Here is a 26173-nt window from a genome sequence, read left to right as displayed (position 1 = left end):
ATAAGAAATCAATCAATTAATAAGAAAATTTTTATTGTGATATTTCCAAATCTAAATTTATAAAAAGGTATTTGATTTTAAATCTCAATATTTTTATATTTTAAAATTTGAATTAAATATGTTTAGATATAAATGTATTGAGATTTTTTAAACTAAATAATTATCAATTCAAAGAAAATAAATTGAATGATAAATATATATTCGATTTATACATTTATTTAAATGGTCCGCAAAAAGGTTATGATTTAAAAAGATTTAGGAAAGAAATCTCAACTGATCTTGAGTATAATAAACGTGTTTATAAATATATTGGGGGTAAAAAAGCAGGAATTGATTACGATGCCTTTGCTGCTGCTACCGGGCTAAAAGATTATTTGAAAAGAAAAAAAATAAATCCAAAGAAAGTTATCAACCCAATGATCCGGATAACTCCGCTGATCAAATTTATGAGGCAGATTATGCATATGTCGAAAGAAGTAAACCAATTAAAGAAACTAAAGTAAAACAGATTAATTCACAACGAGGGGAATATATACAATATGTATTCTCAAATTATGGAATAATTATATCACTATTAGTTATTGTAATAGGTTTTACATGTAAAAGACTACTGTTGAATAAGAAAATAAATAAGAAATATCATAAATAAGCATATCAATAGTAAATATTTTTAATTTCATTTAAAATTAATGTAACGATTGTTTTAATATGGGATAATCTTATACAATTAAGTAATTTATTTAAAAATATATTTTATTGTAAAATAAACCCTTAAAATTTAGATAATAATATACTTTTGGTTGAAAATCTCACTAGCATCAGGCTTAATATATTTAAGGATTTATGACTGACTTTAATAGTGTTAATAAATGGATAGCAACAGTTTTTAGCGCTTTTAAAGGAAAATATAATTCTGTAAATGCTCTTATTTTGTACCTATTGTGAGTTAAGCTATTCCATTATTCAAAAAGTAACAAAATTTTTGTTACAAATTTAAAAAAGTGTAACAAAAAATTGGCAGAATATGACAGAATATGGCACAGGTAAAAAAACGTAAAAAAGAGCTATAAACCGCGTAAAAACAAGAAAACCCACTATATAAGCGGGTTTGTTAGCGGAGAGAGAGGGATTCGAACCCCCGGACCTGTTACAGTCAACGGTTTTCAAGACCGCCGCAATCGACCACTCTGCCATCTCTCCGGCTACCTTATAGGTAGGTTATTTTTAACGGTTGCAAATATACAAACCTTTTTTCTTTTTCCAAATTTTTTAAATAGAAATTTCCTCTGTAGTAGTTAATAAATCGTCTAAATTTTCTCTTCGTCTGATTAAGTGAGGTTTACCGTTTAATAATAAAACCTCAGCAGGTTTCAATCTTGAGTTATAATTGGAAGACATGGAGAAACAATAAGCACCTGCATTTTGGAAACAAAGCAAATCACCTTCGTGTATTTCGTTTATCTTTCGATTTGTTCCAAAAGTATCGGTTTCACAAATATAGCCTACCACAGTATAGAATCGGTGTCTTCCTTCAGGATTGGAAAGATTAGTAATGGTATGATGAGCATTATAAAACATAGGGCGTATCAAATGATTAAACCCGCTGTCAACTTCAGCAAAAACAGTTGAAGTAGTTTGTTTGATTACATTTACTGAAACAATAAAAAATCCGGATTGACTAACTAAAAATTTACCCGGCTCAAACATAAGGGTCAATTCATGAGGATACGTTTTTTGAAACTCATTAAAACGCTCTCCCAATTTCTTACCCAAATAATTAATATCGGTTTCATGATCTCCTTCCTTATAAGCAACTTTAAATCCGCTTCCGAAATCAATATAATCTAGATCATGAAATTCCTTAGCAACATTAAAAAGTATTTCAGCTCCTTTAAGAAAAACTTCCACATCAAGAATATCGGAACCTGTGTGCATGTGTACTCCTTCCACTTTGATTCCCGTATTATTTACGATTCGCAAAACATGAGGAAGCTGATGAATGGAAATTCCAAATTTAGAATCAATATGGCCGGTTGAAATTTTAGTGTTGCCACCTGCCATAATGTGAGGATTAATTCGAATGCAAACAGGATAATTTTTTATTTCGTGACCAAAAGTTTCTAAAATTGAAAGATTATCAATATTGATACGAACGCCTAATTGAACGGCTTGTTTAATCTCTTGAAAAGAAACCCCGTTGGGAGTGTAAATAATTTCTTTTGGTTCGAATCCGGCTCTTAAACCTAACTGAACTTCTTGTATGGATACAGTGTCCAATCCGGAACCAATGCTTTTTATAAATTTTAAAATATTAAGATTGGTATTAGCTTTACACGCATAATTTAACTTAACTTTTTTAACGCTTTTAAATGCTTTAACTAGTCTGTTATATTGATTTTTAATTATATCGGCATCATAAACATAAAGAGGAGCGCCAAATTCTTTGGCTAAATTTTCAAGTTGTTGTATTCTTGCTAATTCCATAGTTTTATAAATAATAAACAGTTTGTAAAGTTATAAAAAAGTAGATAGCTAAATAAATTAATAAGAATTTATTTTAAGCGCGTGTACGTATTCCTTTTTTCAACAAAGTATTGAAATATAATGTATTTTTTGTTATAATAATTTTTAATTCCGGCTTTACGTTTTTTTAAAAATTTAGGCAACATTCGATAAACAGCAAAATGAGCCCGAACGATGGCCCAACAATGTTTCCAACCATTTGAAAAAAGAAATCTAATTCCGGCCAATCCATCTAATAACAACCGGAATAAAATAATCCATACCACTTGATCGGACGGTAAATTCTTAATAAGCATCAAAAGATTATTCCTGAAATTAAGATAAGTCTTTTCAGGATTGTAAACATCCAAAGTGCCACCACCCACATGATATACCATAGACTCTGAACAATAATAAATAATTTTACCTTTATTTTTTAATCTCCAGCAAAGATCAATCTCTTCCATATGAGCAAAAAAATCGGAATCGAATCCTTCATTTTCCCAAAAATCCTCCCTTCTTATAAATAAACAAGCTCCGGTTGCCCAAAATATTTCGCAGTTGTCATTGTACTGTCCTGTATCTTTTTCAAGACTGAAAAAAACTCTTCCGCGACAAAACAGATAACCTAAATTATCTATAAAACCACCTGCAGCTCCTGCAAATTCAAAATGATCTTTTTCCTTGTAACTTCTAATTTTAGGCTGAATAGCTGAAATATTCGAATTGTCTTGAAATAATTTTAAAATGGGTACTGTCCAGTTTTCAGTAACTTGCACATCAGAATTTAATAAACAATAAATATCTTCCGAAATAAATTTTAAACCTTCATTATAACCACCCGCATAACCATAATTTTTATCGTTTTGTATGATTTTTACCGACGGAAAATTTTTTTGCAAGTAATATATAGAATCATCCGTTGAGGCATTATCAATTACATATATAGATGAGCCCGGACTGTAATCGATTACCTTTTGTAAAAATTTCTCAAACCAGCCAATTCCGTTATAGTTAAGTATAGCAATTGCTAAAGTTGATAGTCTATTCCGCTTGTGTATTTCCATCTTTTATGAGACCAAAGCCAAAGACTTGGATTGGATTTTATATTTTGTTCTAATTCAGAGTAAAATTTTTCGACAATTTCGTTTTCCCTGAATTGGTCGCCATCAGGAAGAATACGTTTCAAATGAGCTTCATATTTTCCTCTTTTCACCTTAACCATATCAACATACACAATCGCATAATCTTTTTTTCGAGCAATTTTATCATATCCATTAAAAGCGGGAGTTATTCGATTAAAAAAATTTAATTCATAATGAATTCTACTTTTAAATGGGCTTTGATCCGCAACAAACAAAAATACATGAGAACCGTCATTAGGCAATTTAATCATAGATCTTACCACCTCTTTAACTGAAAGAGGAATAGTTCCAAATCTGGCGCGAGATTCATGTACTTCCTGATCAAAAAAATTATTTGCCACTTTTTTATATACGGCATACGAATGCTTCTGACTTAAATCCATGGAAATTCCTGTTAACCATTCCCAATTGAACATATGTCCAATAAGCATAATAATATCTTTTTTTTCTTCGTGGCATTGTTGAGAAACTTCCAAATTTACAAATTTGATTCTCTCATCATAATCTTTCTCCTTCATCGAAAATGTTTTAATCAGTTCAACCATAAAATCCATAAAATTTCTGTAAAACTGTTTTTGAATTTTCAATCTTTCCTCCTTGGTTTTATCAGGAAAAGCAATTAAGAGATTATTTCTGACAATTTTTTTTCTATAACCAATGATATAATATATAATAAAATACAAAAAAGTTGAGATACCATATAGAACGGGAAAAGATACTTTGGATATCTGAAGTAATATATTCTTTATTAACCTTTTCAAAACAATTGAATATTAAAACAAAAGTAATAAAGAATTTTATAATTTAAATTTTCTGTTGGATAAACCATTAACTAAGATTGATATAAATAAGTATTAATTTTTTCTTGTAACCAGTTTATCCAATTCTCATCTTCATTCAGGCATTTTATATAATGAAATTCTTTGCCTCCGCAATCCATAAATAATTTTTTGTCCGTTATTGCAAGTTCTTCCAAAGTTTCAAGACAATCAGATACAAAAGCAGGTGCCACAACCGCTATTTTAGATATCCCTTCAGAAGGAAGAGATTCCAAAGTTTTATCAGTATAAGGTTTTAACCAAGGATTTCTGCCTAATCTGGATTGAAAAGTTTGCCTGATTTTAGATGTATCTAAACCTAATTTTTGGCGAACTTTTTCGGTAACGTAATAGCATTGATGTCGGTAGCAGTAGGGATGAGATGCCAATCCTTTTTCAAAACAACAAGTATCGTCAATTCGACATTGCTTAGTCGGATCGGTTTTGTAAATATGACGTTCAGGAAGGCCGTGATAACTGAATAAAATCAAATCGTAAGATTCGGGCAGCTGTTTTTTTATAGAATTGCTTAAAACCTTTAAATATTCTTCATCATTATAAAAAGGAGGTAGAAAGCTTATTGATATATCCGGGTAATACTTTTTTTGAACTTCTTTAGTCTTTTCTACTACAGTTTCAGTTGTGCTCATTGCATATTGAGGGTATAATGGAATAACCAAAACTTCTGAAACTCCTTGATTTTTTAATTCGAGCAGACCATTTTGAATGGAGGGTTCTTGATATCTCATCGCTAATGCGATAGGATGTTTTAATTTTTTTTGCAATAGTTGAGTAATTCTTTTTGAAATTACAACTAAAGGAGAGCCTTCCTTCCACCAAATATTTTGATAGGCATGAGCAGATTCTTTAGGTCTTTTAGGTAAGATCATGCATTCCACAATGAATTTACGAATTAACCACGGCGCATCAATTACCCGTTTGTCCATTAGGAACTCACGCAAATAAACTCGAACATCTTGTTCTGATGGAGTTTTTGGTGATCCCAGATTGACCAAAAGTATCCCTTTCATCTTTTTTTAGTATATATATTTACAAAAATAAGAATCTATTGGTAATAAATTTCTTTTTCTCATAATAAGAACTGATTATATTATAAAATAATTAATTAATTCGTAATACACACCTTATAGAAAAATAGAATGACATACTTCTTTTAAAAAGATGTTTAAATTGTATTTAACTGAAAAGGTTGGGTTCTGAAATAACAATTTTTTGTAACTTATTTGAAATGAAAAATTTATTACGTATTTGAAGTAAAATTTCAGAATTTATGGTGGATGGAACCATAATTTTTTTTATCTGTTCTACATTTTTTATTTGTGAGTGCAGTGAATAAAAACCGTATCCTTTAAAATGACCGTTTTCAAAAAACAAAAAAGATTTTTCACCGAATGTTCTTCCCTTATCTGTTAATAAAATATATGTATCTGTTTGAAAATTTAATTCTGAAAGTATATTAAAACCACTGTCTATTTTTTTTTGTAAAGAAAGTAATGCATCTTCAGCTTTATCTAAAGTTTCAAAAGTGAATAAAGCATGTTTTTTATTTTTAAAATTTATAAAATCAATGCTTAAAGTGGGTGGCGTAAAGAAAATACCGAATATAGTAGTATAATTTACTTTAGTAGGCTTATAAGTGGGGCGATTAATTTTAATTTCATTTAAAGCCTTTATGTTCGCTATAATTTCATTTCCGGTAAGCTCAAAGCTGATTTCCTTGGTTTTAACTTGTAAAATTCTTGACCTTTTACTTTTTGAAGTTAAAATCTGTCTGGCTTTAGTAGAAATATCTAACCCTTTATCGATGTATATAATTTTGTCATTTTCATCATGAAAATAAAAAACTCCGGTTTCAAGGGGAAGCTTTTCTAAAAAAGAAAGTATTTTTTTATTTAAAGATTGATAGTTGCTATGCTTTATGGATGAGCCGATAATATTTTTATGTAAATCTTTAGCTAATAAAAGCTGAAACAATTTAACGGTAGCGCGAGCGTCTCCATGAGCTCTATGTCTATCGCTTACAGGAATTCCCAGCGAATCACAAAGTTTACCTAAAGAATAGGAGGTCATACCCGGAATTAGATTTCGGCTTAATGTGATAGTATCCAGGGTGGGCCGTTGATAATCATATCCTAAACGAGAGAATTCACTGCGTATTACACGATAATCGAAACTAATATTATGTCCAACAAGAATGGCATCATCCGTGATTTCAACAATTCGCTTTGCTAATTCATAAAATTTGGGTGAAGTTTTTACCATTTTTTGCGTAATGCCCGTGAGCTTTTGAACATAAAAATGTATTTCCTTTTCAGGGTTAACTAAAGAGCTAAAAGAATCTGTAATTTTTTCTCCATCGAATCTATATATGGCGATTTCAATTAAACTTTCTTCATTAAATTTACCACCGCTGGTTTCCACATCTAAAATTGCATAGTCCATATAAAAAATTCTATACTCGTCAAAAATTAGTTTTTTCTTCTTGTATTTTTTTTAACCCCTAAAGCTCCGAAAAACATTTTTGATCCTTCTCGTACAAATGTTCTTCCAATATCTCTAACAAATGGTGAATTCATTATTTTTTCAAATAAAGAGGGTTCGGATTTTTGAGTAGTTGTATTTCCTTTTTTGTTCGTTTGAGTTTCTGTAGTTGTAGAATTTTTATTATCAGAAACAGCATTCATTCTTTCACTAAGAATTTCATAAGCACTTTCTTTATTAATATCTTCCGCATATTTTTTAACCAAATCTGAATTATTTACAATCTCATCAATTTCATCGGAAGTAAGTACATCCATACGAGAACTCGGTGAAATCATGAATGTATCTGCCAAAGGTGTAGGGATTCCTTTTTCATCTAATGAAGTTACAAATGCTTCTCCTATACCTAATTGTTGTATCAGGTCATTAGCCTTATAATATGTAGAAGTCGGATAATTTTCTATCGCTTTGTTTATCTCTTTTTTGTCCTTTGCGGTAAAGCCTCGCAAAGCATGTTGTATCTTTAATCCTAACTGACTTAAAACGCCTTCGGGAACATCTCCCGGAACCTGGGTACAGAAATATAAACCAATCCCTTTGGAACGTATAAGCTTAACCATAGTTTCAATCTGATTAAGTAAAGCTTTAGAAGCTTCATTAAATATAAGATGGGCCTCGTCTATAAAAATGGCAAGTTTAGGTTTGTCAAGATCACCTACCTCAGGAAAGGTCTGATATATTTCAGACAATAAGCTCAACATAAAAGTTGAAAAAAATTGGGGTTGATTTTGAATATCTGTTAAGCGAATAATACTCACAACTCCCAACCCGTTTCTAACTTCCAATAAATCGTCTGTATTAAAGCTGGGTTCTCCAAAAAAACGACCGGCGCCTTGTTGCTCCAAAGAAACAATTTTTCTTAAAATTGAGCCTAAAGAGCTGGGAGCAATTGAACCGTAATTTTGAGCCAATTCCGATTTACCTTGATCATTGTCGGTTACAAATTGTAAAACTTTTCGCAAATCGTCAAGATCAAGCAAGGGAAGTTTCTTATCATCACAATATTTAAAAAGTATTGACATGATACTGGTTTGAACATCATTAAGTTCAAGGATTTTACTTAATAAAATAGGTCCAAATTCAGTAATCGTAGCTCTGAGTCTGACTCCCTTTTCTTGTGAAATAGTTAATAATTCCACCGGGAATCCTTGTGTATGGTAAGATAAATCTAATTTTTTATAACGTTCCAGTATTTTGGGGTTATTAGGATCACCGGCTTTTGCAATTCCACTTAAATCACCTTTGATATCCATTAATAAGGTTGGAACACCTTTAAGGGAAAGTTGCTCGGCCAATACCTGAAGAGTTTTGGTTTTTCCGGTACCCGTAGCACCCGCAATTAAACCGTGTCTGTTTATCATTTTTAAAGGAACCGATATTTCAACTTCCGGTACTATTTGGCCATCTAACATAGCTTTTCCAAGCATTATTTTTTCTCCCTTATAGTTATAACGAGAAGTAAGGTCTTTAATAAACATTTCTTTCATTATAAGAAAATTATAATTATTATAAAGTTGTAAAGTTAGTATTTTTAAATAGTATGTAAGAGGATATCTTCGCTAAATGTATATTATTATATTACATTTTTATATGTAAATTTAAAATGGCTATCCTTTAAATAAGTAATTAGATAATTTAAGTTATTTTTTGTAATTTGTGAATTTTATTATTATTTTGTAAAGTAATAAAAATAGGGATAATTATAATGAAAATTAAAGTTATAAATAAATCAAAGCATGAGCTTCCCGAATACAAAACGGCCTTTTCCGCAGGAATGGATCTAAGAGCAAATTTGGAAGCTTCTGTATTATTAAAGCCTTTGGAAAGAAAAATAATACCTACAGGACTATATATTGAAATACCTCCCGGATATGAAGGGCAAATCCGTCCAAGAAGTGGATTAGCCATTAAACACGGAATTGGTTGTCCCAATTCTCCGGGAACTATAGATGCCGATTATAGAGGTGAATTAGGAGTAATTTTAGTAAATCTTTCTAAAGAAGATTTTACTATAAATGATGGAGAGAGGATAGCGCAATTAGTGATAGCAAAACATGAAACAATAGTTTGGGAAGAAGTGGAAGAACTGAGTGAAACGGTGAGAGGTACAGGGGGATATGGAAGTTCAGGAATCAAATAAAATTAATAATACTAAAAAAACTTTTTAAGAACATTTTAATTAGATAAATTATGAGAATTATTGTTCCAATGGCCGGTAAAGGGTCAAGGTTAAGGCCGCATACATTGACTATTCCAAAACCGTTGATACCTATTGCAGGAAAACCCATCGTTCAAAGATTAGTTGAAGACATCGCTAAAGTAGTGGATGACAAAATAGAAGAAATAGCGTTTATAATAGGCGATTTTGGAGAAGAAACGGAAAATCAATTAATAGGTATTGCTGAAAAATTAGGAGCTAAAGGTACTATATATCATCAATTATGTCCCTTAGGAACGGCACATGCCATTCATTGTGCGAAAGAAAGTATGAAAGGCCCAATAATAATTGCATTTGCGGATACTTTATTTAAAGCAGATTTTCAATTAGATAAAAATTCTGATGGAGTTATATGGGTTAAAAAAGTGGAAGATCCGAGTGCTTTTGGAGTGGTGAAATTAGATGAATACGGTATTATAAAAGGAATCGTTGAAAAACCGAAAGAGTTTGTCTCTGATTTAGCAATTATCGGTATTTATTATTTCAAGGATGCAGATAAATTAATGAATGAAATAAATTATCTGATTGATAACGATATTAAAGTAGCTAATGAATATCAGCTGACCAATGCTTTAGATATTTTAAGAGATAAAGGTGCCAAATTTACACTTGGAAAAGTAGATGACTGGATGGATTGTGGAAACAAAGATGTAACGGTAGAAACTAATTCTAAAATTTTAAATTATGAAAAAGATGAATTAGCTTTATATCCTGAAAGTGCTAAAATTGAAAACAGTTTAATTATTCCTCCCTGTTTTATCGGTGAAAATGTAGAAATAATTAACTCAAAAATAGGTCCCAATGTTTCTTTAGGCAATGGAACTAAAATTAATAAAAGTAATATAGAAAATTCGTTGATACAAGAAAACACTCAGATCAGTCATGGAAATCTTACCAATTCAATGATTGGTAATTCTGCTAAGTATATCGGTGTCTCTCGATCATTAAGCTTAGGTGACTTTAGTGTATTGGAAACTAAATAAAAGATATGAAAAAATTACTGATTCTATTCTTGGCTTCTGCATTGATATTTTCATGTAAAACCCAAAAAGGAATATCCATTAATGAAAAAGAAATCAAGTCTGAAAATGCAAGTGTTGAAAATTTAGTTAAAACGATTGCTCAACCTGTCGATTTTACTACTCTAAAGATAAAAGCTAATGCAGATATAGAATCGGGGAATTCATATCCTTCGGTAGCCTTAACCCTATATATCGATAAAGGAAATCAAATTTGGGCTAACGCATCTTTAATTCTTCCTTTAGCAAGAGCTTCCATTTATCCGGAAGGATTTAAGATGTACGAAAGATTAGGAAAAACATATGTTGATTCAAATTTTGATTATTTAAATAATCTTTTAAAAGTTGATTTTTTAACCTATAAAAATATTGAAGATTTATTGATAGGTAAATTATTTTTTCCTTTAGATATCAACGATTTTAATTTTTCAATTGAGAATAATTATTATATACTTATTTCCAAAAAAACTATGAAAGTAGGCAGCGGTAAAGATGCAAGAAATTTTTCAAGAAGACTTACCTTCGATTCCAATTCTAATTTAAGACAGATACGTATGGATGATCCATCAAAAAATACGTATTTACAGATAGATTATGATGATTATATAAATATTGAGAATAAAATTTTGCCAAGAAATATTAAAATTTTCATAAAAGGAGAAAAAGAGATTAAAATTACATTGAATTATAATAAATTTGAGTTCGTTAATATGGAAACGCCTTTTGAAATTCCAAAGGGATATTCGCAAAGAAAAATTAATTAATGGCTATTAATAAAAAAATATATACATTTTTCTTTCTTTTACTAACTATATTTATCTATAGTCAGTTACCCTATAAGAAAGAAGACCTTCAAAAACAGAGTGCTCAATTAAAACAAGAGATTGCCGAACTCAACAAGGCTTTGATTTCAAGTAAAAATGAATCGAAAACATCTATTACATATATTGCGAATCTTAATAAAAAAATCAGCGTACGGGCAAAATTGATCAACACCACACGGAAAGAAGCCAGAGTATTAGATGAAGAAATATATTTAAATCAATTAGCAGTTAATAAATTACGAAGAGAATTAAAAAAGCTGAGAGAAGATTATGCAGATGTATTGATACGATCCTATAAAAATAAATCCGTTCAAAATAAGATTTTATTTATATTATCGTCAGAAAACATATCCCAAGCTTTTCGACGCATAAAATATTTACAGAAATATTCGGAATTCCAAGATGAAAAAGTTGCTGAAATTAATGAAAAACAACAGCAAATTTTACATACCATCGAATTAAGAGAAGCCGCAAAAAAAGAAAAATTAGTGGTTTTGGCTCAACAACAAGCCCAAATTAATCAACTAAACACAGAAAAGAAAGAAAAAGAAATTTTAGTTGAGCGATATATGAAGGAGCAAGGTGATTTAGCTGAAAAAATAAAGCAAAAACAATCACAAAGAAAGGATTTGGAAAGACAGGTTCAAGCAATTATTGCGGAAGAGCTTAGAGTCGTTAAGGCGAAAGAGGCTGAAGAAAGAAGAAAGGCAGAAGAAGCAGAAAGATTACGAAAAAAAACAATAGAAGAAGAACGAGCTAAAAAAGCAATGGAGGCTCATATGGCGGCAGAAAAAATGGCTGCTCAAAAAGCGGCTGCAGCTAAAAAAGCAGCAGAACAAGCCTTAGCCGCTAAATTAGCAGCTGAAAAAGAGGCTAATGATAAAGCAGCAGCAAAAAGGGCGGATGACGCTAGAAAAGCTGCTGAAAAGGCAGCTGCTGAAAAGTCGGCAGCCGAAAAATTAGCATCACAAAAAGCACAAGATGCTAAAATTGCAGAAGAAAAAGCAGTTGCAAAGAAGAAGTCCTTAGATATTCCTAACATAAATACGAGTGCTTCAGAAACACTGTCTAGAAATTTTGAAGCCAATAAAAACTCACTTCCTTGGCCGGTTGCAGGAACAGTGGTTTCGGGATTTGGTAGAACGCCACATCCGGTAGTACCGAATATTTATGTAGAGCATCAAGGCGTTGAGATAGCTGCTGCACCGGGTAGTTTGGCTAAATCCGTATTTAACGGATCAGTAAGCAGAATTTTGATAGTTCCCGGAGGAGGGAAAGCAGTATTGATCAGTCATGGGAATTATTTTACCTTATATTCAAACCTTTCAACTGTTATTGTTTCCGTAGGAGACAAAGTAAAAACAGGCCAAGCGTTAGGTAAAATTTACACAGACGATACGAATACCACCCTTTTAGGGTTCCAGGTATGGAAAGGTACTGTTCCTCAAAATCCATCCAACTGGTTATCCGGTATGTAAGTTATTTATAGAAAATGTATTATTGAAGTTAAGAATTTTGAAAAATTCATTAACTTTGAAGCAAATCAAAAAAAATTATGAGATTATTTGAACATCCTATGTCTATAATAATAATATTGATTGTAGTATTATTATTGTTTGGTGGGAAAAAAATTCCTGAATTGATGAGAGGTTTGGGAACAGGATTGAAGGAGTTTAAAGATGCTACTAAGTCAGATGACGAAAAGAATAAAGATTCTCAATCATCATCTAATTCCAAAGACGAAAACTAATCACAAATTAATTATTAGTAAAATAATAAATAACAACATGAAATTTACAGAAAAAGCCTGGAAAATATTTAATCAAAGTATTCAGGATTATCATGTAAAAGATGATGTAAACCAGAAAATTAACAACCCATATCCTCAAGATAGCTTAGAACACTTATTGTATTTAAAAAACTGGATTGATACCGTTCAATGGCATTTGGAAGATCTTATAAGAGATGAAAATATTGATCCGATTGAAGCCTTACGATTAAAAAGGTGGATTGACAAATCTAATCAAGAAAGGACTGATCGGGTTGAAAATTTGGATAGCTGGTTTTTAAATAAATATAAAGACGTTCAAATTCTTCCCGATGCAAAAATAAATACGGAAAGTCCGGCTTGGGCGATAGATCGTTTATCGATTTTATCTTTAAAGATATATCATATGAAAGCTGAGGTTGAGCGTCCGGATGCAGGGCAAGAACACAAAGAAAGCTGTCAGAAAAAATTAGACGTTTTACAACAGCAATATATAGATCTATCTACAGCAATAGAAGAACTTTTAGACGACTACTCAACCGGGAAAAAGTATATGAAAGTATACAAACAAATGAAGATGTACAATGATGATGAATTAAATCCGGTTCTTTATAACAGTAAAAAATAAAATTTATATTTTAGTTAGTAAGTATTAATTAGTTACATCATATATAGCTGAATAAAAACAAAAGCTATATATGATATAGCTTTTATAATAGTAATTTTTATTTTTTTGCATTTATGTTCATTTTGATTTTACTTCTCTATAAAACACTCTCCATTTATACTTCTATGGAGTATTTTTTCAACAAATAAATAATTAAAAATTCTCATTTTTTAAATAAATTATTCGTAAGGTTATCAACAATACGCATATTTAATTTTGAATTTAGATAATATACGAATATATTCGTATATTATTTATTTCATTAAACAAGAAACTTACATAACACAAGAAAAGTAATATCAATTCAATCCTTTAATTGATAAATAAAAGTAAACTAATGCGTAAATTGAATTCTTGCTATATTTAACTTTTTTTAAAACCAATAAATCGATCAAGAATGATGAAGAAAATTTTATTATTTTTATTTGTATCCATCCTTTCACATTTTATTTATGCTCAACAATTAGGTACAGAAAATCCAGTTACAGATACGGTAACTGTTCCCAAGAAAACTAAAAATTGGAAAATTAGTGGAGACCATTCACTTATAGTAAATCAAAGTTCATTTTCACATTGGATAGCCGGAGGAACAAATTCTTTTGGAGGATCAGCAAGAATAAAATATTCCTTAGATTACAAAAAAGGAAAAAATATTTTTAAAAATACAATAACCATCGGTTATGGTCAAGTTAACAACAAAAACGATAAGATGAGAAAAACAGATGATATTTTGTTACTTGAGTCGATGTATGGAAGGAGCATATCAAAGAATTGGTATGCAAGTATAGATATGTCTTTTAAAACACAAATGTTTAACGGATATGATTATTCTGCCCATCCGGATTACACTTCCAAAGACAGAATTTCCTCTTTTATGTCTCCTGGCTATTTAACGTTAGGGGTTGGTTTTGAATATAAACCGGATGGAAATTTTCAATTATCATTATTACCCATAACCTCTAAAAATACATTTGTTCTGGACAGAAAATTGCAGAAAAAAAATAATTACGGATTAAAACATGACGGAGACTGTATGTTTATGGAACTAGGGGCAATGGTTACCGCTAAATATAAAGTTGAAATCATGAAAAATGTTGTTTGGGATAATGCTTTGTCTTTATTTACTAATTACTTATCTCACACCGAAAGGGTTGATGTGAATTTTGGAAGTGTTATTGATATGAAAGTCAATAACCACATATCCACGAAACTAACCTTTGACTTAATTTATGATCACGATCAAATAGAAAGAGTTCAAACACGGCAAACATTTGGGATAGGCTTATCCTATGGATTTAAGTCAAAAAATAAATAATCGTAAGGAGAATAGAATTAGTTATCGAAAAAAGATAACAACTTGAATGAATTTAAACATATATCAAATAACTATTGAAAAATAGGCATTTAAGTAAAAAAAAATTATAAAATAGGATATATTTTTCGTTAAAACTTTTCTTATCTTTTACAATAGGTTTATCTTTGTAGACACACAATTTTAATTAAAATAAATGAAATTACTAGCAGTGGGTACCGTAGCATACGATGCCATAGAGACCCCGTTTGGGAAAACTGATAAAATTTTAGGCGGAGCTGCCACTTATATAGGTTTGGCTGCTTCCAAGCTGGGAGCAGAAGTTAACCTTGTTTCTGTAATAGGCGGTGATTTTAAACCTGAATATATAGAGGTATTTCATAAAAATTCCATAGGTATTGAAGGAGTAAAAAAAATAGAAGACGGAAAAACTTTTTTTTGGTCAGGAAAATATCATATAGATATGAATAATCGAGACACATTAATCACCGAATTAAATGTGTTGGAAAATTTTGAGCCAAAAATACCCGATTCTCAAAAAAATTCTGAAATAGTAATGTTAGGAAATTTACATCCCGCCATACAATTATCTGTTTTAGAACAAATGACTGATAAACCAAAATTGGTAATCTTAGATACTATGGACTTCTGGATGAATACCGCTTGGGATTCATTGCTTCAAATTATTTCCAAAGTAGATGTATTAACAGTAAACGATGCAGAAGCCCGACAATTATCGGGGGAATTCAGCTTAGTTAAAGCAGCAAAAAAAATTCAAAGCATGGGTCCTAAGGTAGTAATAATAAAAAAAGGTGAACATGGTGCCTTATTGTTTAATGAAAATAAAATATTTTTTGCTCCCGCTCTGCCTTTAGAAGATGTTTTTGATCCAACAGGTGCAGGAGATACTTTTGCCGGGGGATTTGCAGGCTATATAACCCAAACGGCAGATTTATCCTATGAAAATATGAAAAAAGCCATTATCGTGGGAAGTGCATTAGCTTCTTTCACGGTTGAAAAATTCGGTACAGAGAAATTACAAGAGTTATCTTCCATGGAATATGAAAATAGACTTAATGAATTCAAAAATTTGACCGAATATAATTACAGCTTTTAATATTTTAAACATCCATAATTTTATCTAACCTTTAATTTGTTAATTAAAGGTTTTTTTTAATTTTATAATTATTAATAAGTTTTTATGATAAAACCAAAAATAATTACGTTAAGTTTAGTCTCATGCTTAACCGTAAATGCATAACACATGAAATATCCTGGTACAGAAAAACAATCGGTGGTTGACGAATATTTTGGAGAAAAAGTTCCGGCTCCTTATAGATGGTTGGAAGATGATCAATCTCCTAAAACTAAACAATGGATAAAAACTCAAAATGAGTTGACATTTGAATATTTACATAACATACCGTTTAGAAATCAACTAAAAGACCAGCTTAAAAAGCTGTGGAATTATGAAAGAATTTCAGCACCTTTTGAGGAAGGAAATTATACCTATTATTATAAAAATAATGGATTGCAGCCTCAGTCGGTGCTTTATAGAAAATTAACTTCCGGAGGAAAAGAAGAGGTATTTTTAGATCCCAATACCTTTTCTAAAGACGGGACATCTTCTTTAGGTGATATTTCTTTCAGTAAAGACGGAAGCTTAGCCGCATATCAAATTTCGGAAGGTGGTTCAGATTGGAGGAAAGTAGTAGTAATTGAAACCCAAACTAAAAAACAGATTGGAGATACTTTAACTCACGTTAAATTTTCAAACATAGCTTGGAAATCCAATGAAGGATTTTATTATTCGAGTTATCAAAAGCCGAAAGAAGGAAGTCAATTATCGGGGAAAACAGAACATCATATCTTGTATTTTCATTCCTTAAAGGAATCTCAATCCAAAGACCCGATAATTTTCGGGGGAGAAGAAACACCAAGAAGATATATCAATGCAAAGGTTTCCGAAGATCAACGATATATAATAATTACGGCAGCAAATTCAACATCGGGTAATGAACTATATATTCTGGACACCCAAAATAAAAATAAAATACAACCCATCGTAACCGGCTTTACCAATAATTACGAAGTAATCACTACCGATGGAGATTGGTTATATATTGAAACCAATGAACAGGCACCCAATAAAAAATTGGTTAGATTGAATGTAACACAATCAGGGCAGAAAGAGCCGAAATGGGAAACGATCATACCGGAGTCTGAATCAGTCTTACATGTGACCGGTGCTAATAAATATTTTTTTGCTAACTATATTGTTGATGTACATTCTGAAGTGAAGCAATTCGATTTAAATGGTAACTTAATACGAACCTTACCATTACCCGGATTAGGTCAGGCAACAGGCTTTACAGGGAAATCTCATCAAAAAGAAATATATTATTCCTTTACCGGCTACATATATCCATCAACCGTTTTTAAGTTAGATACGGAAAACGGAAAATCAGAGCTGTACAAAAAACCTGAGATAAACTTTGATCCAAATCAATTTGAGAGTAAACAAATTTTTTATACTTCATCAGACGGAACGAAAATACCGATGACAATTACTTATAAAAAAGGGACACAGTTCAATGGGAAAAATCCAACCCTTTTATATGGATATGGAGGATTCGAAATCAGTCTGCTTCCCGTATTTTCTGTAGCGACTGCCGTGTGGTTACAAAATGGAGGAGTCTATGCAGTTGCTAACCTTCGAGGAGGAGGGGAATACGGTAGAAAGTGGCATGACGCAGGAACTCAATTAAAGAAAAAAAATGTATTTGAAGATTTTATAGCCGCCGGTGAATATTTAATATCCAATAAATATACCTCTTCAGAATACTTAGCCTTATCGGGAGGATCCAATGGAGGATTGTTAGTAGGAGCAGTAATGACCATGCGGCCAAATTTAGCCAAAGTTGCCTTACCTGCTGTGGGTGTTCTTGATATGTTACGATATCATACGTTTACCGCCGGAGCCGGGTGGGCGTATGATTATGGAACAGCTGAAGATAATAAAGAAATGTTTACTTATCTTAAATCCTATTCTCCGGTACACAATGTTAAAAAAGGAATTTGCTATCCTGCAACGTTACTTACTACCGGAGATCATGATGACCGAGTAGTTCCTTCTCATTCCTATAAATTTGTTGCAGAATTACAAGAAAAACAAAATTGCAAAAATCCGGTTTTAATAAGAATTGAAACCAGGGCCGGACATGGAGCCGGAAAACCTGTTGATTTACTTATTGAAGAAACTGCAGATAAATTTGCTTTTGCTTTTAAAAATTTCGGAATTAAAGAGTTAAAATAGATACAAAAAACCAAAAATAACTCCGAGGGATTGCTTTATTTTATAGCAATCCCTTATTTTTTTAAATAAAAATATAATTACATGGTATTGACTTAATTTTATTTTATATCTTTGGAAGATAATAACTATTTTAAATTCATTACTATGAAATATTTTTTCTTATTTCTATTCTGTTTGTTAATAGGAATAATCTCTTTAACTGCCCAGAGTCTTCACTTTGATTATGATATTTCCGGAAATCAAGAGTTAAGAATATTGCAATATGATGGTAATCCGAAGCCCATTCCCGGACCGCTGGATCCTGAGCCTGTCATTACTCCCGTTCTTGATGAACCTATAATGTATACTGCTACAAATGGATTAGAGATATATCCTAATCCGGTGGAAACTGAATTAATCATCAAGTGGGATACACAAATAGCTAACTTATTAGTTAAGATAGAATTGTCTGCTTATAATGCTAAACTGATAGAAGAAGTTAAATTTAGGGCTTCGGATCAAAAAGCAGTTCTCTCAATGAATCAAAAGCCTTCAGGAGTATATTATGTTAAAATATATTGTTCAGATGGAAGAATAATTAATCACTCCATTATTAAAAAATAAGCCACAACCCTCAAACTAATTACATAAAAATGAAATTTATATATACCCTAGGTATGTCTGTCTTTCTCTCTATGACATTACCGATTACAGCCCAATCGCTTTTATCTGAAAATAATGATTTAGATAAAAACGTAAATGGAATTAAAAATAAAATGGATAAGAAAGATCTAGAGAACTCTGATAACCCTTTGCTCCGTGTAATAGGTGATTTCATCGAAGAAGATCGCAACGAATTGTACCCTCCGGAAAACGGACCATTAGCCCACTTTGCAGATTCTAAAGGAGAATTAAATGTTTCCACTTTCGGATCAACTAATTATAAAGTTCCCATAGCTTTACCGCCCGGAATAAAAAATGTTGCTCCCCAAATAGCTTTAACTTACAACAGCTCTTCAGATAATGGAGTAGCCGGGTATGGGTGTAATATAGCCGGAATTTCTTCTATTTCATTAGTTTCTACCCGAATAGATATTGATGGATTTGTGGATGGAGTTAATTTTAATGAAAATGATAAGTATTCCTTAGATGGACAACGTTTAGTTATTAGAGAAGGAGACTACGGAAAAGAAAATACAGTATATCAAACTGAAATTTATTCGAATCTTTATATTGTGTCTGTGGGTATGGTATCAATGCCGGGAATAGATGGGAAAAGGCCAAAATATTTTAAAGTACTTTTTCCGGATGGGACCATGGCATTATACGGTTCATCAGACGATTCCCGAGGTGTAACCGAATGGCTTATAAAAAAATGGGTTGATTTACAAGGTAATTATATCGAATATTTTTATGACAGGAATCAAAATACAACCTATATTAATAAAATAGTATGGGGAAAAAATGAAAAGAAAGATACCGGATACAGTAACACTATTCAATTTTATTATAAAAAAAGAGAACGTCCGGAGTTTGCTTATGTACATGGAATAAAAATGGTCAATAACCGTATATTGGATAAAATAGAGGTAACTGCAGGTAATCAATTATTTAGAAAATATCAAATTAAACATAAGGCAATCACAGGCAATTACCAACGAGTGGTTTCAGTACAAGAATTTAATGGAAATGGAGATCCGTCCAATCCAATTAATTTTTCTTATAATACAACCAATAATACATTTGATTCATATATAAAAGATAAATCCGATGCTTTATGGGATTTAAAGAATATAAAAATGATCGGAGATTTCAGTGGAAACGGCCAAGTAGATGTAATAGCCGGAGGAAAGTTGTATAAAGATTTATTTCAAAATCTTGGAAAAGAAAGTGGTAGTGTAATTCAGATAAATACAGAAAAGCTTTTAAATTATCCAATTTCAACCTTAACTCGGGGTAAAATGAATAATTTTCAATCAATAGTAACTTATAAGAATAACGATTTGAGTTATTTGGCACCTTCAGATTTCAAAAATCATACAGATAATGAATTAATTTTGACTGTATCTAACTTTAATAAGGAACAAAATAAATTTGAACAAAACTACATTAGAAAAATTAAGTATCCGCACGGAGGTTTCCATGCAGATGAATGTGCCGGTGATCCGAGTAAAAAATTTACTTATACCAATAAAGTATATTATGATTTCATCGAAGGCGATTTTAATGGAGACGGAATATCTGAGATCATAGTTTTGGGGAGTGCTGATAAAAGTATAAAAAGATTACGTGATGTAGACGGTATAGATTACCGGAAAAATGGAGACTATCTACATTCAAGAAGGCCGAACCTCCATTGTATAACCAGCCCAAGTAAAGAATATATTTTACCGTATTATGTTGATATGAATCCCTTATTGCCTGATAAGGAAAGTTATCGAGTTTTAAATAAAGCTGATTTTTTAATGTATACAAACAATTATGTGATTGATTTTGATGGAGACGGAAAATCAGATATTATCAGTTTTATTAAAAAGGCAAGTTATGGAAAAGTTGGCGATTTTAGTATTTCGACACTAACCAAAGACAAAGAGTTGAAAATTATAGTAAGTGGTAATATACCGGAATATGATGGTATAAAACCCGTTCTTTTTGGCGATTTCAACGGAGATGGAAAAACAGACCTTTTGATTCCTGAAAAGGAAGGATCTTCTAACTGGTATTTATATTTATCCAAAGGAAACGATTTTGAAAAAGTATTTTATCAAAATTTAGCAGAATATCTTCCCTTATGGAAAGGTAAAAGTCAAACCAAAAGAAGAAGATATAAAACCTATAGGGTAGCAGATCTCAATAAAGACGGTAAATCAGATTTTATAATTTCAATATATGAATCATATGGAAATGGATGGGACGGATCGAGAAACGGAAAAGCAAGTTTGCAATACTATGAGAATTTGGGAGGAGAACAAAAACCGATGTTTGCCTCACCCATTGATACCGGCATATGGTCTAAATACGGATATAGTGATCCAATTACCTTGCTTCTTGCGGATTATAGTAATAATCAAAAAACAGGGAATTTAGTTTTTGTACAAGGAAATGAAATTTGGAAAGGCGCTTTTAATAAAGATTTGAGAAAAGATATATTATTGACAGGCATTTCAGAATCTGATGGAAATATTGTTACTAAAATTGAATATGCTCCTTTGGAACCTAATTCAAAAAATAACGGATTAGGAAATATAGAAGGAGTTTATCATTCTTCTTTAACAGAAAACTATCCCTTTAAAGAAATTTCACAAGCATCTAATTTGGATGTTGTCAAAAAACTCTTTATAACAGCCGGAGGAAAAAAACGGGAAAAAGAGTACAAATATTTCGGGTTAGTATCTCATGCTCAAGGATTGGGATTACTAGGTTTTAAAAAAGTTGCAGAATCAAGTTGGAAATCTCAAAATATTTCTTCAATTAACTGGAATGTTACTCAATATTCACCTCAATATCGTGGTCTCCCGCTATCCAACTGGATAACTCGAGGAAATAATCTTAATTTCATTATGAATGAGCGGAAAGAAGACTATTTAATAAGTAAAAAAGATTTTAAATATTCAATCATGAGATCAAGTGATAAAAAGTGGACAAAATTACTTGATAAACAATATGAAAAAGATTACTTAACAGGTATTGAAACTAAAACAAAATATAGTTATGATGGATTTTATAATATAAAACAAAAAACCATCGATAATGGAGTAGAAATAAAAACCATAAATTATACGTACGATGATTTTCCGTATGCCTATGATACCAGATATTATGTAGGAAGATTAATTCAAACCAATAGCCAAATATCAGCATATGGAGATGAATATACTTCGGAAGAGAAATATTCCTACTCAGGTAACTTAGTTTCCAAGGTAATGAAAAAAGGGCACCGTACCGATTATATAACCGAGGATATGAAGTATGATGTTTTTGGCAATTTGATAGAAAAAACAGTATCTGCTCCGGGAGTATCTCCTCGAACAACTAAAGAAGAATATGATCCTACCGGAAGATTTGTTGTTAAAAAAACAGATATAAATAATCTAACCGAATATTTCACTTATAATAATTTGGGGCAGGTATTGAGTCATACCAGTCCAGAGGATGTACTTACAGAATCTCGATATGATAATTGGGGGAAAGTTGAAGATGTAAGAATAATAGGTTCTACAATTGATCCACTATTCAATACTACCCTATATGAAAGAACAGAAGGAGGAGGAATAAAAATTACCACTTTCAATGAAGATACCCATGAATATTCCCGGATACATAAAGATATATTTGGAAATGAAATAAAATCCACGATCAAAGGAGATCAACCTGAAATGTATATATCCAAACAAACCGTATATGATGAATTAGGAAGAAAAATTAAAGAAAGTGAACCATACATTGAAGGGCAAGAACCCTTAAGATGGAATACGATAGAATACGACGAATTCAGCCGACCTGTAAAACAAAAACTTTTTACAGGTAAAACCATAACGACTACTTATAAAGGATTGTCCGTTACTACTGATGATGAAGTTAAAAAACAAACATTAACTCGAGATGCAAGTGGAAATATACGTATGCTTAACGATAATGGTGAAATAATTCACTATACCTACTTTGCCAACGGAAATCAAAAAACAGCTAAATATGGTGACCACACTCTGACTTATTTATATGACGGATGGGGCAGAAGAATATCTTTTAAGGATCCTTCGGTCAGCACCAAACCTTATACTCAAGAATATAATAATTATGGAGAATTGTTGAAAGAATCCACTCCGGAAGGAACTACTACTTATACTTATTCTCCCACCGGAAGACTACTCTCTAAAAAAATGGATGATATAGGTAATTATCTAAATGTTAATTATGAATATTCCAACACAGGTTTATTGAAAAAAGAATACGGATATTATAACAATCAACGTTTTACGTATAATTATACTTACAACAACAATAACCTATTGGCAGGAACAGAAGAAATTACGCAGGATGTGACATATTTAAATAAATATAAATATGATTTTTATGGAAAAATAGTAAACGAAGAAAAAATAGTTTACTATGGTAATTTATATTCTTCTGTCATAGTTGCTTACGGCTATAATGAAAACAACGGAATGTTGGAAAAAATAGATCGTTTAGAAAATGGAAAATATGTACCTGTTTGGCAAATAACAGGAGTCAATGAAAGAATGCAAGCTCTTTCGATTAAGTTGGGTAATGGTATAAATATTCATAATACTATTGATAAGGCTGGATATATAACAAGAATGAGGCATTCATCCAGAAGGTCTCATCTCTTTGATATTGAATATGAATTTAATTGGAGAAACGGGAACTTAAATACTCGAATCAATAATTACTCCAATTGGAATGAAGAGTTTGATTATGACCGATTTGAGCGATTAGTTACCTGGTACGATGCCAATGGAATTCATACACTTCGCTATGCAAACGATGGGAGAATTACCGAAAATTCGCATGTAGGAGAATATCAATATCAAACATTGGCACATTATAAAAAATCCGACATATATCTTAATTCAAAGGGTAGAAATTATTACGAAACTGCCCCACTTCAACAAATCAGATACAACGCATTTAAAAAACCATCATCAATTAAAGCAGTAGAAAAATTATCTTATGGCTCTAATAAGGAATTTAAGAATATTCATGACTTAAAATTTATCTACAATATCCATGGTAACCGCAGTTCGGCTTCCTTTCAATTAAATTCAAAGGAAGTACAAAAAAAATATTATTCAAATGCCCAAGATGTAGAAATTGTTACCGATAAGAATTCAACCACGATTATAACCTATATAGGGGGGAATCCCTACGAAGCACCGGCTGCCAATATCACTAATTTCAAAAAAGGGAATTATCAGAAAACGGATGAATCTTTAGTTTATTTTCATAGAGATTATCAAGGTTCCATACTGGCTATAACAAATGAAAAAGGAGGTATTCTTGAAAAAAGATTGTATGATCCTTGGGGGAAACTTATTCAAGTAACCGATAGACAAGGAAATATAGAAACTAAAAATCCGAAACTTATATTTATGGACCGCGGATATACCGGTCATGAACATTTTAGCCAAGTTGGGTTGATCCATATGAACGGACGTATGTACGATCCGGTTTTAAAACAATTTTTATCTCCCGATAATAATATCCAAGATCCTTACAATTCACAGAATTACAATCGCTATGGATATGTATTGAATAATCCTTTAAAATATACCGATCCGAGCGGAGAGTTATTTACTCTAGCAGGATCAGCCTGGTTAGGTGCGGCAGTATTAGGAGCTGCTATAGGAACCGTAACTTATACCACTTATGCATTATGCACCGATTCTTTTCTTTGGGGAGGCTTTTTAAAAGGTTTAGCCTTGGGCAGTGCCGGTGGAGTTGCTGCTTATGGTGTAGGAAGTCTGGCGGGTGTAATACGAACCGGAATATGTACTTCTACGCAAACCTTGACAAATTTACAGGTTGACATATTAGCCTCAGGCATAGAGGGAGTTATGAATGGATTGACACAAGGAATCATACAGGGAATAAGCGGGGGAGATATACAACAAGGGATAAGCAGCGGAGGCATAAGTAGTCTGGTATCTTCAACAGTAGGAATTGGAGGTATGCTTGCAGGAATGGACGAAAATACAATAGGCGGAACCCTATTTTTTGGAACTTTAAGCGGAGGTTTTGGAGCGGTATTGTCTGACGGAAATTTCTGGCAAGGTGCGGCTACAGGATTAATTGTAAGCGGATTAAATCATGTGGCGCATAAAATGCTGGATCCTAAGCGAGGAGAGCTGTATATATTTGAAAATACAAAAGCTGTAAATGGATACGGTCATTCAGCAATAGGAGGAAAATTAAAAGACTCCGGAGCAAGATCCTATCGCTTTATATCCAAAGATGGGCGTGATCAAGATGGTAATGAAATAATTGGGGGAAAATCGCTGATTACTAATGAATATTTTTCTTCCTTTGAATCTATGATGAATTTTGATAAAGTATCACGAGTATATAATAAGATGATGACTATAAAAAAGCTTAGTTATAGAGAAGTAGCCCAAGCATTGAATGTAGCGTTTCAGAGTGCCTCTTCCAGATATCATTTTTTATTATCTAACTGTTTTCATGTAGTTAAAGATGCATTAAGCTCCATAGGGATCTATGGAGGAGGAGTGGGGACTTTTATTCCTAATAATGGATTTTACAACATATATTATCATTATAACCCAAAAAAATGGTATGAATAAAAAAACACGAAATATTTTAGCATGTGTATTCCTATTAGGTATGGTAGGATGCAATATTGACGTACCCGATAGAACAAAGATTACACAAATAAGTGAGACAATAGAAGAATCGAAGGCTAATGGAGTTTTTTTGGCCGAATATAGGCCAAATAGAGAAATAATAAAAAAAGCATGGGCAGAAATCCACTGGGTATATGATACCCTTGGAAATATCAAAAAACAAAGAGGACATGAGTTATACATAGAAGCCAAAGACAGTATAGGTCTTAGCGATAGTTGGTCAGAATGCGAACAAGGAGATACTTCCAATGGTAATGTGGGTGTTAAGGGGAAATATCTTACATTTATATTAACAGAAGAAGAATTATCCAAAGACACTTTAATTTATTATATATACGGAGGAAAAAAGAGAAAATGTATGGGAGAATTGCTGTTGATAAAGAAGAAATAGTTTTTTTTATACGGATCCGAATAATGGTATGAATAAAAAGATACAAATAGTTTTTAGTAGTTTTTTCCTAATAATTATAATAGGATGTGGTATAGATGCTGAAGATAAAACAAGAGTAATTCAGATAAGTGAGACGATAGAAGAATCGAAGGCAAGAGGAGTTTTTTTGTCCGAATATAGACCGAACAGAGAACTAATAAAAAAAGCATGGGCAGAAATCCCCTGGGTATATGATACTCTTGGAAATACAGTAAAATATGAAGGACAAATACT

At 31.7% G+C, this 26173-nt stretch carries 20 protein-coding genes and 1 tRNA gene; 14 read left to right on the top strand and 7 right to left on the bottom strand.

What is annotated here, in order from left to right; all coding sequences use genetic code 11:
• The first annotated feature begins 137 nt into the window (after positions 1-137).
• Entirely contained in the window at positions 138-503 is a 366-nt protein-coding gene (locus C4S75_RS01830) for a hypothetical protein (protein WP_105296623.1), read from the top strand.
• A gap of 612 nt (positions 504-1115) precedes the next feature.
• Here the strand turns inward: C4S75_RS01830 and C4S75_RS01825 are convergent.
• From C4S75_RS01825 to C4S75_RS01795, 7 genes are all read right to left on the bottom strand, one after another.
• Positions 1116-1200 (bottom strand) — tRNA-Ser (locus tag C4S75_RS01825).
• Between the two features lie 69 nt (positions 1201-1269).
• Positions 1270-2484, bottom strand: coding sequence for a diaminopimelate decarboxylase (gene lysA / locus C4S75_RS01820; RefSeq protein ID WP_105296622.1), 1215 nt, complete (start codon positions 2482-2484; stop codon positions 1270-1272).
• 68 nt (positions 2485-2552) lie between these two features.
• A complete protein-coding gene (locus tag C4S75_RS01815; RefSeq protein WP_105296621.1) occupies positions 2553-3569 on the bottom strand; it encodes a glycosyltransferase family 2 protein in 1017 nt (338 codons plus the stop codon).
• The gene (locus C4S75_RS01810) at positions 3533-4408 is read right to left on the bottom strand and encodes a lysophospholipid acyltransferase family protein (RefSeq protein ID WP_158254197.1); all 876 of its coding nucleotides are present in this window, start codon (positions 4406-4408) and stop codon (positions 3533-3535) included. The genes C4S75_RS01815 and C4S75_RS01810 overlap by 37 nt, the downstream gene beginning before the upstream one ends.
• 71 nt (positions 4409-4479) lie before the next feature.
• Positions 4480-5496 carry a ferrochelatase gene (hemH, locus tag C4S75_RS01805; RefSeq protein WP_105296619.1) on the bottom strand — a complete coding sequence of 339 codons (1017 nt, stop codon included), beginning with the start codon at positions 5494-5496 and terminating at the stop codon, positions 4480-4482.
• A gap of 166 nt (positions 5497-5662) precedes the next feature.
• Entirely contained in the window at positions 5663-6928 is a 1266-nt protein-coding gene (locus C4S75_RS01800) for an exonuclease domain-containing protein (protein WP_105296618.1), read from the bottom strand.
• 26 nt (positions 6929-6954) lie between these two features.
• Positions 6955-8514, bottom strand: a complete 1560-nt coding sequence (locus tag C4S75_RS01795; protein ID WP_105296617.1) for a helicase HerA-like domain-containing protein — start codon at positions 8512-8514, stop codon at positions 6955-6957.
• A 218-nt stretch (positions 8515-8732) separates the two neighbouring features.
• Between C4S75_RS01795 and dut the strand changes: the two genes are divergently transcribed.
• From dut to C4S75_RS01730, 13 genes are all read left to right on the top strand, one after another.
• Complete coding sequence (gene dut, locus C4S75_RS01790; protein ID WP_105296616.1) at positions 8733-9167, top strand: dUTP diphosphatase; 435 nt, start codon at positions 8733-8735, stop codon at positions 9165-9167.
• A 50-nt stretch (positions 9168-9217) separates the two neighbouring features.
• Complete coding sequence (locus C4S75_RS01785; protein WP_105296615.1) at positions 9218-10228, top strand: sugar phosphate nucleotidyltransferase; 1011 nt, start codon at positions 9218-9220, stop codon at positions 10226-10228.
• 5 nt (positions 10229-10233) lie between these two features.
• Positions 10234-11028, top strand: a complete 795-nt coding sequence (locus tag C4S75_RS01780) for a DUF4292 domain-containing protein (protein WP_105296614.1) — start codon at positions 10234-10236, stop codon at positions 11026-11028.
• Positions 11028-12566 carry a murein hydrolase activator EnvC gene (locus C4S75_RS01775; RefSeq protein ID WP_105296613.1) on the top strand — a complete coding sequence of 513 codons (1539 nt, stop codon included), beginning with the start codon at positions 11028-11030 and terminating at the stop codon, positions 12564-12566. The genes C4S75_RS01780 and C4S75_RS01775 overlap by 1 nt, the downstream gene beginning before the upstream one ends.
• Positions 12567-12643: 77 nt before the next feature.
• The gene (gene tatA / locus C4S75_RS01770) at positions 12644-12838 is read left to right on the top strand and encodes a twin-arginine translocase TatA/TatE family subunit (RefSeq protein WP_105296612.1); all 195 of its coding nucleotides are present in this window, start codon (positions 12644-12646) and stop codon (positions 12836-12838) included.
• 37 nt (positions 12839-12875) lie between these two features.
• A complete protein-coding gene (locus tag C4S75_RS01765; RefSeq protein WP_105296611.1) occupies positions 12876-13484 on the top strand; it encodes a DUF4254 domain-containing protein in 609 nt (202 codons plus the stop codon).
• A 439-nt stretch (positions 13485-13923) separates the two neighbouring features.
• Complete coding sequence (locus C4S75_RS01760) at positions 13924-14838, top strand: DUF3078 domain-containing protein (RefSeq protein ID WP_158254196.1); 915 nt, start codon at positions 13924-13926, stop codon at positions 14836-14838.
• 193 nt (positions 14839-15031) lie between these two features.
• On the top strand, positions 15032-15952 hold the full coding sequence (locus tag C4S75_RS01755; RefSeq protein WP_105296609.1) for a PfkB family carbohydrate kinase: 921 nt from the start codon (positions 15032-15034) through the stop codon (positions 15950-15952).
• A gap of 147 nt (positions 15953-16099) precedes the next feature.
• The gene (locus C4S75_RS01750) at positions 16100-18151 is read left to right on the top strand and encodes a prolyl oligopeptidase family protein (protein WP_105296608.1); all 2052 of its coding nucleotides are present in this window, start codon (positions 16100-16102) and stop codon (positions 18149-18151) included.
• A gap of 144 nt (positions 18152-18295) precedes the next feature.
• On the top strand, positions 18296-18754 hold the full coding sequence (locus tag C4S75_RS01745) for a T9SS type A sorting domain-containing protein (protein WP_105296607.1): 459 nt from the start codon (positions 18296-18298) through the stop codon (positions 18752-18754).
• Between the two features lie 29 nt (positions 18755-18783).
• Positions 18784-25449, top strand: a complete 6666-nt coding sequence (locus C4S75_RS01740; RefSeq protein ID WP_105296606.1) for an RHS repeat-associated core domain-containing protein — start codon at positions 18784-18786, stop codon at positions 25447-25449.
• On the top strand, positions 25442-25900 hold the full coding sequence (locus tag C4S75_RS01735; protein ID WP_146105545.1) for a hypothetical protein: 459 nt from the start codon (positions 25442-25444) through the stop codon (positions 25898-25900). The genes C4S75_RS01740 and C4S75_RS01735 overlap by 8 nt, the downstream gene beginning before the upstream one ends.
• A gap of 28 nt (positions 25901-25928) precedes the next feature.
• A partial coding sequence (locus tag C4S75_RS01730) for a hypothetical protein (protein ID WP_146105544.1) occupies positions 25929-26173 on the top strand: 245 nt, incomplete at its 3' end.

This window comes from Apibacter sp. wkB309, assembly GCF_002964915.1.
Classification (GTDB): Bacteria; Bacteroidota; Bacteroidia; order Flavobacteriales; family Weeksellaceae; genus Apibacter.
The sequence above is the reverse complement of the archived record's forward strand: the minus strand, read 5'-3'. Positions and strand labels throughout refer to the sequence as shown.